At 37.6% G+C, this 13,554-nt stretch carries 12 protein-coding genes; 9 read left to right on the top strand and 3 right to left on the bottom strand.

All coding sequences use genetic code 11. The features are described 5' to 3' along the window. Position 1 precedes the first annotated feature (1 nt). The 4 genes from HNW13_RS18315 to HNW13_RS18300 all read left to right on the top strand — a co-directional run bounded on the left by HNW13_RS18315 (position 2) and on the right by HNW13_RS18300 (position 8,477). Positions 2–5,251, top strand: a complete 5,250-nt coding sequence (locus tag HNW13_RS18315) for a strawberry notch-like NTP hydrolase domain-containing protein (RefSeq protein ID WP_192114514.1) — start codon at positions 2–4, stop codon at positions 5,249–5,251. Positions 5,252–5,260: 9 nt separating this feature from the next. Then, positions 5,261–5,542 carry a hypothetical protein gene (locus tag HNW13_RS18310; RefSeq protein WP_192114515.1) on the top strand — a complete coding sequence of 94 codons (282 nt, stop codon included), beginning with the start codon at positions 5,261–5,263 and terminating at the stop codon, positions 5,540–5,542. Positions 5,543–5,551: 9 nt separating this feature from the next. Beyond that, positions 5,552–7,723 carry a type I DNA topoisomerase gene (gene topA / locus HNW13_RS18305; protein WP_192114516.1) on the top strand — a complete coding sequence of 724 codons (2,172 nt, stop codon included), beginning with the start codon at positions 5,552–5,554 and terminating at the stop codon, positions 7,721–7,723. A 79-nt stretch (positions 7,724–7,802) separates the two neighbouring features. Further along, positions 7,803–8,477, top strand: a complete 675-nt coding sequence (locus tag HNW13_RS18300) for a hypothetical protein (RefSeq protein WP_192114517.1) — start codon at positions 7,803–7,805, stop codon at positions 8,475–8,477. A gap of 54 nt (positions 8,478–8,531) precedes the next feature. Here the strand turns inward: HNW13_RS18300 and HNW13_RS18295 are convergent, their stop codons facing one another. Continuing rightward, positions 8,532–8,972, bottom strand: coding sequence for a hypothetical protein (locus HNW13_RS18295; protein WP_192114518.1), 441 nt, complete (start codon positions 8,970–8,972; stop codon positions 8,532–8,534). Positions 8,973–9,072: 100 nt separating this feature from the next. Here HNW13_RS18295 and HNW13_RS18290 point away from each other — a divergent pair, with 100 nt between their 5' ends. Genes HNW13_RS18290 through HNW13_RS18270 form a run of 5 tightly spaced genes read left to right on the top strand, consistent with a single transcriptional unit; the run spans position 9,073 to position 12,661 of the window. After that, positions 9,073–9,330: a 2Fe-2S iron-sulfur cluster-binding protein gene (locus HNW13_RS18290; RefSeq protein ID WP_192114519.1), complete on the top strand. Its 258-nt coding sequence runs from the start codon at positions 9,073–9,075 to the stop codon at positions 9,328–9,330. Between the two features lie 2 nt (positions 9,331–9,332). After that, the gene (locus HNW13_RS18285; protein ID WP_192114520.1) at positions 9,333–9,872 is read left to right on the top strand and encodes a hypothetical protein; all 540 of its coding nucleotides are present in this window, start codon (positions 9,333–9,335) and stop codon (positions 9,870–9,872) included. Then, positions 9,872–11,251: an ATP-dependent RecD-like DNA helicase gene (locus tag HNW13_RS18280; protein ID WP_192114521.1), complete on the top strand. Its 1,380-nt coding sequence runs from the start codon at positions 9,872–9,874 to the stop codon at positions 11,249–11,251. Before HNW13_RS18285 ends, HNW13_RS18280 begins: the two co-directional genes overlap by 1 nt. 56 nt (positions 11,252–11,307) lie before the next feature. Beyond that, positions 11,308–11,970 carry a restriction endonuclease gene (locus tag HNW13_RS18275; protein ID WP_192114522.1) on the top strand — a complete coding sequence of 221 codons (663 nt, stop codon included), beginning with the start codon at positions 11,308–11,310 and terminating at the stop codon, positions 11,968–11,970. Between the two features lie 34 nt (positions 11,971–12,004). Continuing rightward, complete coding sequence (locus tag HNW13_RS18270; protein ID WP_192114523.1) at positions 12,005–12,661, top strand: sel1 repeat family protein; 657 nt, start codon at positions 12,005–12,007, stop codon at positions 12,659–12,661. Between the two features lie 58 nt (positions 12,662–12,719). Here HNW13_RS18270 and HNW13_RS18265 read toward each other — a convergent pair whose 3' ends face one another. Together HNW13_RS18265 and HNW13_RS18260 are read right to left on the bottom strand one after the other, a co-directional pair. Continuing rightward, a complete protein-coding gene (locus HNW13_RS18265; protein ID WP_192114524.1) occupies positions 12,720–13,034 on the bottom strand; it encodes a hypothetical protein in 315 nt (104 codons plus the stop codon). Positions 13,035–13,045: 11 nt separating this feature from the next. Next, entirely contained in the window at positions 13,046–13,534 is a 489-nt protein-coding gene (locus tag HNW13_RS18260) for a hypothetical protein (protein WP_192114525.1), read from the bottom strand. Positions 13,535–13,554 lie beyond the last annotated feature (20 nt).

Raw genomic sequence — 13,554 nt, 5'->3', positions numbered from 1 at the left:
TATGAGCCAAAATAAAAAATGGTTACATTTCCATGAGCATAATTGTTATTTGGTCCCAACCATACTTCCTTCAAAGAAACCTGTCCTTTTAATGGTTGGAGCGCTTGCTGATTCACGCTCAATCGATGGTCTTGCTGAACTTGGTTTTAAAAAGGTTTCTGATAACACATATTACGCAACTAAATATTCAAAATCTGGTGGGAAAATCGAAGGGCTAGATATCAATGCTTTTAAACAATATTGGCCATCATTAACTGTGGAAGAAGTACCAATGGATTTTGTTTACCGTCCTTGGGTGCTAGTAAAAGAAACTTTATCATCACCTTCGAACAAAAAGACGGCAACTTTAACTAAAGTAAATAATAAAAGCACAAAGACATCACCACCACCAGAACCTACAGTTACACTTAAATCTGAAGCTATTCGGATGCAGCAAGCAACATTTCTAGGTCGAAATTACCTAGATGAAAAGGTGTATAAAGACCAAGATGGACGCTTCAGTACAAATAATGATGATGTCATTAGTGCTTGGTCACATGGGGATGATGATGGCCGGTACCTTTTTGCAATAGAGGCGATGCGTTATAACTCTACCCCTAAAATTGAATCAATTTTGCAATGTGCAGAAGGTTTTGTTAATGACCTCATTCAATCAAACCAAAAAGTTACTTTCGAGGATACTTTAAAGGTTGCGACGGTATGGTTCGATATCAGTGAACCTAAGCTAAAAGAAAGAAATGACCAGGGGGTGCCATTAATTATTGCTGTACAGCGCTCTGTAGAGACAGTAATTGCGGCAAGATTAGCCTCTGCAAAAGCTGGAGCAAAAGAATTTACTCATGAAGATTCTTTGGCCTTGGTAAATAAGTACACTTATCTTCATGCGATTAAACCAACCATATCAAATACAAAAATTCAGGAGTTAACAAAGAACGAACATATTGCTTTCACGCCAGAATCTCTCCCTGTAATAAGTAAGGTAGCAGGAGACTTTACAAGAGATCTACCTGAAGGTAGTAAAGTAGTAGTTCCATTTGCATCGGTTGGCGGTGCAATACCATTCCTTGAAGGCCATTTAAAAGTAGAACTTGTTGGCCAGAAGGGGGAAATGGGATTGTCAAAATTTGGCTTTCCATCGTATTTGGCCAAAAATATCAATTTTACCGAACGGGATCTCCACAACGGTGCAATTGAAAGTAAAAGTGCTGACTGTATGATTTTGAATGCTCCAATCGGTAATATGCTAGCTTCGCAAAACGTAGATGGAGTCAATTTAAATCGTTATGATCATAAGCTTGCAATTGAGCTGCTACGTTCAATAAAAGATGATGGTAAAGCTTTAATTTTCGTAAATGTGGATGGCGGTAGTTACATTGGTAATGTAAGGAATGAATCGAAGGAGTTTCATGATTTTTTATATCAAAATTACAATGTAACATCCTGCATAGATTTCGACCCAACGATTGCTAGTGCAAAACGAATTTACACAATCGACGGTAGAAAGCTTGCAAAGTCGAGCAACATTACTATTCCATATGAGTTGAAAACGCTTTATACAAATGAGCAGTTAATTGAATGGGTTGGTATTAAAGATAACTTTAAATATAACGAAGTTGATTCAATCGAATCAATAATTAACAATTTATCTTCAAAAGATATTCAAGTAAATGAATATCAATCTGAATACAATTCGTTAAGTAAAATTGGTGAATCTAGCTCAAAGATCCCTAAAAATATGACAGCTGCAGTAAGGCAGGGCTTCACCAGATTTCTTGCTACTCATGATGATATAGATGAGTTTGTTGGAAAGTCCCTGCAAATGTCCCAAGAGCAACTTGCACGCGTTTTCACTCCTGAACAAATTGATGCTATCGGTCTAGCAATTTGGAGAGATGAAAATGGTCTTGCTTTCCTTATAGGAGACAAAACGGGAGAAGGCAAAGGTCGTGTAAATGCAGCCATTATTCGATACAATATTCTTGCAGGTAAAGAAGTCATTTTCATGACATCAAAAGCTACTCTCTTTCAAGATATATGGCGCGACATTGTTAATATCGAGTCAGAATCAATCATCAAGCCTTTCTTAGTAAATGAAAAGTCGAACATTGTAGATAGCTCAGGTCAAATCATAGCTCAGGCCAATCAGCAACAGACAAATAATTATGTTCAACAGCATAAATTCCCTGATGATTGTAATTTATTAATGGTTACATACTCACAGTTGAGTCGTGCAACAAAGTATGAAAAGGTCGCAGGTACAGCTCTGCCAATTCGAGATAAATCATCTTGGTTGCAATCTGTATCATCTGGTAAGTTTGTCAATCTTGATGAGTCTCACCTAGCCTCTGGTAACTCCAACACTAATAAAAGAATACTAAAAATCCTAAATAACGCATCGAATGTTTTGTACTCTTCAGGCACATGGGCCAGAACAGAAAAAAACTTTGGTGTTTATTACCGATTGCTGAGGAATATAGAGCCAGAAATAATCCAACAAGCAGTTAAAAAAGGTGGGAATGTATTATTAGAAATTTTCTCATCGTCTTTAGCTTCTGATGGCGGTTTTATACGCCGTGAAAGTGATATTTCATCCATAACAATTGAGCCAAAGAAAAATACCGCTGATTTAAACAAGAACATCGCATTAAGTGATTCCTTTGCCAACGTCGCTCAAGCACTTGCGATCTTGAGCGGGGGCTTGAGTAGAGTTGTAAATGAATCAAACCAAAAACTGGCCGATGCGCTTAAAGTTAATGGCAAGTCACCAGGATCAACAAAAGATATAGGTTTGAACACCACGAGTTTTGGCTCGCTTTTGTCTAATCTGTCCAAACAATTTGTTTTATCACTTAACAGCGACTTTGCCGCAAATCAGGCAATTGAATCTTTAAAACGGAACGAAAAACCATTTGTTGCGTTGGAGTTTGCTGGTAATTCGTTTTATAAAATGATGTATGACGAGCAAAAGGACCTTATTGCCAACGGAAAGGCGCCTAGTGATTACTTATTAAGTGGACCGCTTCAATTCAGGGATATTTTTAAAACAGCTTTAAATCGCTTAACAACAGTAACAGATAAAAAAAATGGACATAAAGTGCCTGTTCAGCAATTGCTAGAAGCGCAAAAACTATCGAATTTTAATACATTGATTAAAGAAATAAAAATAGAAATCGATAAGATGCCGGATTTAGCATTTATGCCAGTAGACAACATTAGGCATAAAGTTGAAGCTGCTGGTTATTCGTTCGCTGAAGTATCGGGCCGAAATATCAGAATTGACCTCAGAAGCGATGGCTTATACCAATTTGTAAAGTTTGACAAATCATCGCCGTTGGAAGTCCGTAATGCATTTAATAACGGAGATTTAGACGTACTACTTGGCACTAAAGCGATGGTTGATGGTGTAAGTATTCATTCCGACGTAAGCTTTAAGGATCAAAGAGTTCGTCGATTAATTGAAGTTGAAGTGTTCCGTAACGTAACTGATCGGGTGCAATTGCTTGGGCGAGTCAATCGCCGCGGTCAAGTTACAAAGCCGGTGGTAAGCACGTTAAGTTGCGGTTTACCAGCTCAAGAGCGACTAAATGCGATGTCTAATTATGCATTAATTAAGATGAGCGCAAACATGACCAGCAACCGTGATAGTTCATTCTCACTAGATACAATAAACATACTCAACGAAGAAGGGGATATGGTTTGCCATAAGTACCTTGAAGCAAATCCAAGTTTAATTCATAAATTAGGTTTGAACCCAAGTGATATCCTCATTGAAAACATCACCAAGTCCAGTATCGACTCACTATCAAGAAAGTTGACTGGCCGACTAATATTACTCCCGTATTTGGAGCAAGAAAAAGTCTACACTGAAATTTGCAACGAATATAAATCAAAAATAATTGAGCTAAACAATCAAGGTATAAACCCGCTTAAACCAACCTACATGGACATACAAGCCAAAGAAGTTAGCCGTCAAATTTATAAAGGGGTACAACGTAACTCATATCCATCAATTTTTGATGAACCAGTGAGTATCATAGAGGTTGAATATCAAGAGATGATCAAGCCTTGGGATGCTGAAACTGTCCTTGATAAAATGGAATTAGCTGAAGAGTCATTAAAATTAGATGTGCGATTAAAGTCAGATACGTTAGAAGGAATGGCAGACATTGTAAAAGCTGGCCTCGATGGGTCGTTGCTTGGGGCTTGTGACAATGATCAAGCTCTGCTTGATGCCATCATCCTTGATAGAAATAATCGGCTTTTTGCTAATTCTTCAGGTACCCAGTACGTACCGTTGCCTTGGACACCAATAACTGATCTGGTTAATAAATCGATAGCACGCTCTGAATATTTAACAGAAATCTTACCAAAAATAAAAATTGGTTCGATTATTGAGTTACCAAATTCATTCTACTCAAGCTTTAACTTAAAAGGTGAGTGCGTAATAACGAACATTAAATTACCGTCGCCCGGCTCTGAACACAATCCATCACAATATTCATTCAAAGTTATCACGCCTGGTGACACTGAAGAAATGACATTGAATCTAGGTAGCTTTTTCAATTCTAGAGACAAGGAATTCATTAAAGCTACTGTATTTGATGAATTCTCTCAATTAGCAACTGAATTCGATACATATCAATTTGGTCAGGTTTACCGTAAATCAGTCATGTTAGAGGGGAACCTGTTTGCGGCAGCGCTTGAAGCTGCAGATGAAGGATTAGGTAAGCCTGTGACATACACAACTGAGGATGGCCATGAGAAGCGTGCAATTTTGCTTAAACATGACTTAACGGTCAAAGAAATGCTTCATAAGCCAGTTTATATTCATGATCATAAGACTGCCGCAGACCATCTAAGGGATTGCAAAGAGGGTTACATTTGCAATACAGATAAGCGAAGTGACGATGGAGCTATTACCATCCACATATCAGCTAGCCGTGATTCATATTCATTAATGCTCCCAGCTGGAGTAAGAAAAGTAAAACCCTTCCTAGAAAATGAGATGTTCGTTAGTGCTATCAACGGACGTAATCATGAGTCAACTAGGTCATTTAATAAATTAGATATTTATGAAAATGAATTAGATGACGCTATTAAGGCTATGTACAAGATGGGTATCAAGTTTAAGACCAAAGCTGATGGGGTTAGTTGGATAAATAAATATGAAAACCATCAATTGAATATTAAGACACCTTTAGTCAACCCTAAAACTCATAATCAACATGCTGCAAGCTTAAAGACAGCTTAGGAATTTAAAATGGAAAAGTTAATAAGATTACTTACATCGATGGGAATTAAGTTCGATGAGAGCTTTAATGGTGTATATCAAGTTGAAGAGAATAACTGCAGGTTAGCGCTAGATAATTGGGTCGATGATGAATCGCAAGTTTTCTCTATCGAGTACATAGATAGTGCACTAGATGAAACTATTTTTGAAGTTACTTTAAACTCAGATATTAAGCCAATAATCATTACATGTGCTGGGGAAAATATTTCTGAAGATGAGTTTGAAGATGAATTAGAAGAGCGTTTTAACTGAGGATAACTTATGACCAAACTAGTCTTTGTGGAATCACCCGGTAAGATAAAAAAAATTGAGTCTTATTTGGGTGATGGTTGGAAGGTAAGATCTTCAGTTGGTCATATCCGTGATTTGCCCCTGCGAGAGCTAGGGGTCGACACAATGAGCATGGCACCGAAATACCAATTAACAGAAAGGGGTAAAGAGGTAGTAGGAAAACTGAGAAATGATGTTGCTAAGGCTTCAGAAGTGTACCTCGCTACTGACTTGGACCGAGAAGGTGAAGCTATTGCGTGGCACTTGCAGCAAGTGTTTAACCTGCCAGTAAATTGTAAACGAATAGTATTCAATGAAATCACTGAGTCAGCAATTAAGAAGGCAATAAGTGAGCCTCGGCTAATAGATCTTAATTTGGTATATGCTCAAGAAGCAAGGCGAATTCTTGATAGACTGGTTGGCTATACTGTTTCACCAATGCTAAATCGGCTTAGGCTATCAAGTACAGTTAGTGCCGGAAGAGTTCAATCAATTGCATTAAAGTTGGTTGTAGAAAGACATTTGTTGATTGAAGAGCATAAGACTGAACGCTATTACTATATTGATGCTTTATTTGACGGATGGAAGGCAACATTTACTGGTGAGTTGAATGCCCCTACTAACTACAGCGAAAGCAAAGTACATAGGATGACAGATAAAGGCCTTTGTGTTCGATTAACCGGTGCATTAAATCAAAATCCAGAGCTTAAAGTCGTAAATGTTGACCAGAAAGTTAGAAAGAAAACACCACCGGCACCTTTCACCACTAGCGTGCTGCAGCAAGCGGCTAGCGTGGCATTAAAAATCTCGCCTGATGAGACTATGAAATTGGCTCAAAAGCTTTATGAGCAAGGTTTGATCACCTATATGAGAACTGATTCTGTGTTCCTCTCAAATGATTCAGTTAGCAACATCCGAAATTGGATCTCAAAGTTTCAAGACAAGAAAGGTATTGACTGGCTACTACCATCTACACCGAATTTATATAAAGTTGCCGGAAACGCTCAAGAGGCTCACGAAGCAATTAGACCGAGTGATATTTTTGATGTAAACCCCAACATAAGTGGGCAAGAGAAAGAGTTGTATCAGTTGATTTGGAAAAGAACTGTTGCAAGTCAATGTGGGTCAGCTGAAATAGACCAGTTAAAAATTCAGTTAATTTCAAGACTAAAAATTAATGAAAAGCCAGTGACATTTGAAGCTAAGGGTGAAACTGTAATAAAACCTGGTTGGTTATTAATTTCAGGCATGGATAAGTCAGATGAAAACGAATCAGTAGAAAACCAGAACTTACCAATCATCAAGAAAGGCGAAATAATTAACCCTGCTCAGTTTGATTTAGATGAAAAAAAGACTAAGCCACCAAAACGTTATACAGAAGCGGCTCTAGTGAAAGAGCTTGAAAGCAAAGGTGTTGGTCGCCCATCAACTTACGCATCAATTATGAAGACTATAATTTCAAGGAAATATGTCAAAATTGAGTCGAGACTTCTTGAGCCCACGGCTCTAGGGATTGAGCTATATACTGCAATTAAGGCGTCCAACTTCAGCTTCTTTGATTACACCTATACACAATCAGTAGAATCAAAATTGGACGATATAGCGTCTAACAAGTTGCAAAACAGAGATTTTCTTTTAAATGAATTTCGAATTTTAGAGAAAGAAATGGGTGGCCTTAAAAGTCAAGCTTCAGCGAATATGGAAAAAGGGTTTAAGTGCGTAAAATGTTCTGGAGATGTTTATATCTTACAGACCAAATTTGGGCTTTTCCGTACATGCGCTAGCTGCAATCAAGCTCATGATAGCGATGGAAACATAGTAGAAAAAAAACAAAAAGAATACATAACAACCTGTTGTAATATTTGTGACAAACCATTAATTAAGCTTAACACGGCGGCTGGAAAGCCAATTTTATTTAAATGCGAACGGTGTAATTATATGGTCGGGGCTGACAAGTCTGGAAATATAGAAGCAAGTCAGATGCCTAGATTGTCTGCAACAACTTGTGACACTCACAAGATGCCATTGATTATCAAGGTTACCTCTCAGGGCAAGGAATATTCTGTTTGTCTAAAATGTTCACAAACTAAAACCAAAACCAAAACTTCAAAATCTGCATCTGGCAGCAAGCCAAAATTCAATCAAACCAAAAAGGCCGGGTAAAGTTTAAAGGTTACAACTTAACAGTCTAATGATATATTGATTTAAAATGTACTTATCAAGTATTCGTTAAGGGGTTTATATGGCGACCATAAAAGTTGGTGAAATAAAGTATGATGATGATTTTGTCTGGGAATCATCAGTTGATATTGCGCTAGATACTGCCGCTGAATTAAATATCATGGCTGGAAGCGAAAATTTTCAAAGAGCAAAAGATCTCTTGTTGATGTCGTCGTTAACAATGCTTGCAGGGAGTGCCTTAGCATCAGTTACAGCTATGAGCACTAAAGTTGCGGCTTCATTTCTCTCAATGGATTTAGGAAACACAAAAACATCATCTTTGATGATGGTCAGTGATTATCTTAATAATGAATCCACGATGAATATGGTGGCTACTGCAGGCACTGTAGGCGTAATTGGGACCGTTGCAGCATTAAGCGTAAAGTCATTGGTTAGCGTAATTAATGATGTGGCCATTAAATTAGACCCGACATTAATTTCAAAAAGGCAAACTCTACTAGCTGAAGCATATGGTGAGGTCTTTGCCTTTGGTGAAAAGCACCGCAAAGATAGATCAAAACATAATATTGATGAAAGTTATGAAAAAATCCGTCCTATTGCTGAAAAAATCGGTTTTGAAGGTGATAGAAAAGGAGACCATGTGATCTACGAATGGCTATCAAAAGTGACTAATGAGCCGATGTCGCCAAATGATTTAGATGCACCAAAGATATTGAATACAGGTAAAGGTATGTAGTTGGTCATTTGATAATTGGCTGCTTTGCATAGGGAACAAAGCAACCAGATTTTATCATTTTACTTCAAGTTCGTCCGAGATGATTTTTCGCAGTTTTTTATCGCAAGATGTATTTACCGGGAATTTTAATTGCTTTGCAGAGGACTGCTGTTTAGTTATTACGTCATGTTTAGCTGGTTGACTCTTAATTGTAATTTCAGTTCCATCATTTATCCTGCGCTTTCCTTCTTTACGCGGCTTCTTAATTATACGCTGGTAGGTAATCAACCCCTCAATTCTAACGGTTGTCAGTTTTTCATTCATAAGTTGGAAGAAGATTGATCCGCTTAAAGCTTTTAAAGTATTGATAACATCTTGACGCGGTACGCCCGAAACATCAGAAATTATTGCAACCTGATCACGCATGCAAAGTGGCTTGTCGAGTTCGATCGATAATTTTGTTGTTGAATGCTTGAATTGTTCTAGTACATCTTTACCAAATTCTGCAATTTCCATGTTAATCCCTATTAAGTTAAAACTATCAAAATAGTATTATAATTTGACGTTCAAATCAACTTTTGTGATACTTGAAAGGTGCATTGATAAAGAGGGCTGTATGGCAAAGATTATTGTGGTGAATGGCAAGTTTTATCCAGTAAAAGATGAAACTGTGCTGGAAGCACTTGAAAGGGCGGGAGTCAGTGTTTATTCACAGTGTAGAGATGGCTACTGTGGAGCATGCACTTGCAAAACTAGTAATCCAGAGGCCGTAGTACACAAAAAAAATATCATTGCATCATTTGATAGTAACACTGAAATTTTAGCATGTTCATCAAACGTTATAGAGGGACAAACCCTCGTACTGAAAATGTAATTATGAATCAGGATGAAAAATATATTTTTGAAACAGAGCGCATAAATTCTGAACATTTAAAGCGCGTAACTTTAAGTCCATGCCCCAAATGGATGATAGATGCATGTGCTGAATTCAAAAAAGATGCTTATTGTCATTATAATACTATGCATTTGCAGCAGTTAATTGTTGATTTATTGCCAGAAGATCAGTCAGAAAAGGTCAAGTATGTTATTGGTTTTATTTTAAGGGGTGTACCAGTGGAACATGCCTTTTTAAAAATCGGTGACCTATACTTTGACCCAACCATAGATTTTGCAGTAACCGAAAATGATTATATCTATGAATTGCTCACTCTCACATCAAGCGAGGTGTCAAAGTTTACAGAAACTCATGGTACTCAAGACCATGGCGTCATAATGCTTAGCCTCAGAAATAGTGATGACCATAAACATTTGTTCAACTCCAATAACGAGATAATTATGCTCAACGCTATTCAGAAGATGCTTGATAGCGATATTGATGAGACTAATGACTTCACACCCAACAAAATGACCTTCTAATGAATGATATAAAGGTTTTAGTAGAAAGGCGACGCCACAAAGGAAGCACTGCAACCGAAATAAGTAGCATACCTTCTAGTTTAGTAGGCTTTAAGGTGTTCAGGGGCCATGTTGGGTACGAAGAAGATTTTGAAGTGGAGTTATCGATTCACCTAGAATTGCAACGTTTGCATCAATCAAAAGGTAACCATGGCAACGTTAAAATATGCCATCTCGATTCACTTGATGATTTACAGAATAAAGCAATTCAAAATGGGATTAGGTACCCAGTATCTTTTATAACAGGGAATGCTGGATCAGGAAAAACAAGGACAATTAAAGAGCTAGTTTTATCTCTGATCAATGAGGGTGTTAAAAGTAAAGAAATCGTAATTTGTTCGTTGCTTGGTGTTGTGGCAAACAAGCTAAAACATTTAACAGGTTTAAAGGCTTACACAGTGAATCGTCTTTTAGAGTACAAGGATGTAGAAGGTGCATTTAAGCCTCTTAAATCTGAGAGTAATAAACTAGACTGCAAATTTCTTATTGTTGATGAGGCAACGTTACTCTGTAACGAATTAGTTCTGGCGTTATTAGTCGCCATAAACTCAGGAACCCATCTAATAATGGTAGGAGATATATCACAAGTACAATCAATTCAACCAGGAGCATTCTTTTACTCAGTAGTACAAGCGAATGCATATCCCAAAGTAAATTTGAAAAGCAATTATAGAAACAACCAATCACAAATAGAAAACCTTTCCCTAGATATAATAGCTCCATTTGGTGTAAGTAACATATTTGATTACGTATCAAATAATCTATCAATTCAGCAAACCGATAGTGATTCAGACACTGCTCTCGTAATAGAAAAGGCGATCAGTCGCGCTGTTGATACCGGAATGGAACTTAACCAGATTCAGATTTTAACTCCAGTGCACCAGGGTTCTGTAGGGACTTTATCGATTAACAAGTTAGTTAGTAGCGCTGTAGGTAATCAAAGGGGTGGTCTTAAAGTTATTTTAAAGAAAACTAATTATAGGCTTGGGCTTTTTAACGGCCAAGTGGGGGTCTGTACCCGCAAGCAAGACTTGTTCAGTGTCATCATTCAGGGGAAGGAATTATGTTTCGATGGTGTTCAACATTTTGATAGCACATTTGAACTTGCTTATGCGCTCACCCCTCATCGTGTTCAAGGGGCTGAGTTTGATCTTGTAATTGTTGTAATACCGTTTAATTGCTCCTTAATAAACACTAATTGGGTGTACTCAGCAATAACTAGAACAAAGAAGAGTTTAGTAATAGTTGGAGATGCTAAGCAATTAGCCAAGATTAATGCCGATCACAGAACCACATTTCTAAAGTTGCTGACAGATTCTATAGAGAACGTTATTGAATAGTGTCCACCTTTCTAGTACATTATAAGTATAAATAATGCAAGCTTGGGAGATATACATTGTTGTCAGAATATCATCATAAAATTGATTTGCTCGTTTATAACATTAATGACAGTGTTTTGAATGTTGTTAGCTCATATTACAATCAGCACTTACCATCATTAAGTTACTCAGCATATTTGCCGGTTACCTATATTACGCTCTTCACCGTATTGGCACTTCTGTACATCAGCTATGGTGGTAAAACGAGCCGATGGAGAGTCGAAAGCTCGAAGTCAGCACTTAAAAAAATCAAATCAATCGAACTACCTGCTCAGGTCATAACTTATATTCGAAAAATGGACCCGTTCACTTTTGAAGAGATGATCTTAACATCAATAAATCGCAATACTTTTGTCAATATTGAAAGGAACAAGCGATATACAGGTGATGGTGGCATCGATGGGAAGTTCTACATAAATGGCAATTTATTCCTTATCCAAGCAAAGAGCTATCACGGGTTTGTAAAAACGTCTGATATAGAAGACTTACTTAAAAAAACAACCTCCCACAATGCGTCTGGTTCACTGTTTATTCACACTGGCAAAACAAGCAATGTAGCTTTAAAACGCTACAGTGAAGGTAAGGTATTTATCGTATCCGGTCATGCGATGGTTGCACTTATACAGAAGGGCAAGCTACCTCTAGGGCTATTGAATTTAGCCCAGCCGAAGGAACTTTAAGTATGCCTGCTTTCATTCCTGTGAGTGACCTCCTTTGATTATATCCAGTCGCTTAAGTTTAATGCTGATGATACTCGTCGCCGCACCCTGTACATCAAATGATTTTGTAGAGTTCGTAGATTCGCGAGAAGTTAAACATGCGAAAGAAGAGCGAGTGTTGTTTGAGTGTGGAAATGTTTCAACGATAGATAGTTTTTTGAACTCTATAGCCAATTGCCCGGCAGCAATTAAAAATATAAAAGATACGGTTAACGATTACACATCCATAGCGATTGAGTTCGAGAATCTAAGATTAACTTGCGCCATAGCCAGGTATCACCTTGGCCATTTCAATAAGCAACCTAATTATGCTGAAGCTCTAAGGCTGTTTGACATCAACTCCCGACAAGGAAATTTGAATGCTTTTTTCTATCTGGGAGAAATGTATCAGGAGGGATTGGGGGTAAGACGTAATGAAGAAGTAGCTTTTGCTTTTTATTCAGTAAGTCTTCTAAGGGGGGCTCGTTTTTCACAAGAAACAAGGTTGAGGCTTTCGGTTTTAAACAAGCTCATTAACCCAGATTCTACGGAAGAAATAAAAAGATTGATAACTGATAAATACGAATCGGCAATGATGGCTGATTCAATGAGATTTGAGCCTACCTTCATGATTGGCATTAATGGCAATTATCACAAACAATTTTGCGAATAAAAAAACCACCTGCATTACAAGTGGTTGGATGTAAAATTAATCACAGTGAACAGCAAAGTTAGTGAGGTTTTGGGTTGTTAAATTGGCTGTTTGAGCCATTTTTCATTAAGTCTTCAGCAATACGCTCTCTAACTTCCTCGCGTGTAGCTCTGTTACCTACGTCGGTTAGAGATGCAACAAGGAATGTATTTTGTGGATCACTTCTAAAGGCATGACATAAATCATCGGCAGTGGCGTCAATTGGTACCATTGATGTGATTTCTTCCATAACACTTTGTAAAAATAATGAGTGAGGGACGATAGAATTATTTTCATGCATAACTTCGTTTAGAGGTTTTATCTCATCGCCACCAAGTAAGTTTTTTATTGCCATGATTATTACCCTTAGCCTTTAGCGTCTAGAGATGCATGTATTAGCGGGATTTCATTCGAATTGGCATCTGCACCTAGAGTTCTAAATACTAAGGTACGTTTGCTTTTTAAGTCATTAGAGAGTTCTGGAGTAATTACAATTTGAATCCAGAAGCATTGAAAGTTGATCATTTTCTTTAGCAAAATGGTGTCTTTTACTACACGACATTCAAGCCACGCGACACGGCCAAACCACTCTAGTGCGTCAGGAACTATTATCGCACTATCATCAGTATCATAACCTAAAGTTTCACTTACATCCTTGGCGCAGCAAAGAACATGACCAACAGGGGTCACTTTCCAGTCAGCCAATTGAGCTATTAGTAGTTTAGTCACCCAGTCAGTAAGCATTGAATAAACATAAACACTTTGACTTTCTTTAGTGGATAAAGTCTGCAGCTTTTCACCATATGACTCAAGAAGAGTCTTATTCGGGTCAGACTTAATCAATGCTTCGTCCATATTTCTTCCTTACAAATATC

The organism is Shewanella sp. BF02_Schw (assembly GCF_014596695.2).
Taxonomy (GTDB): Bacteria; Pseudomonadota; Gammaproteobacteria; order Enterobacterales; family Shewanellaceae; genus Shewanella.
This window is presented reverse-complemented; position numbering and strand designations above follow the sequence as displayed.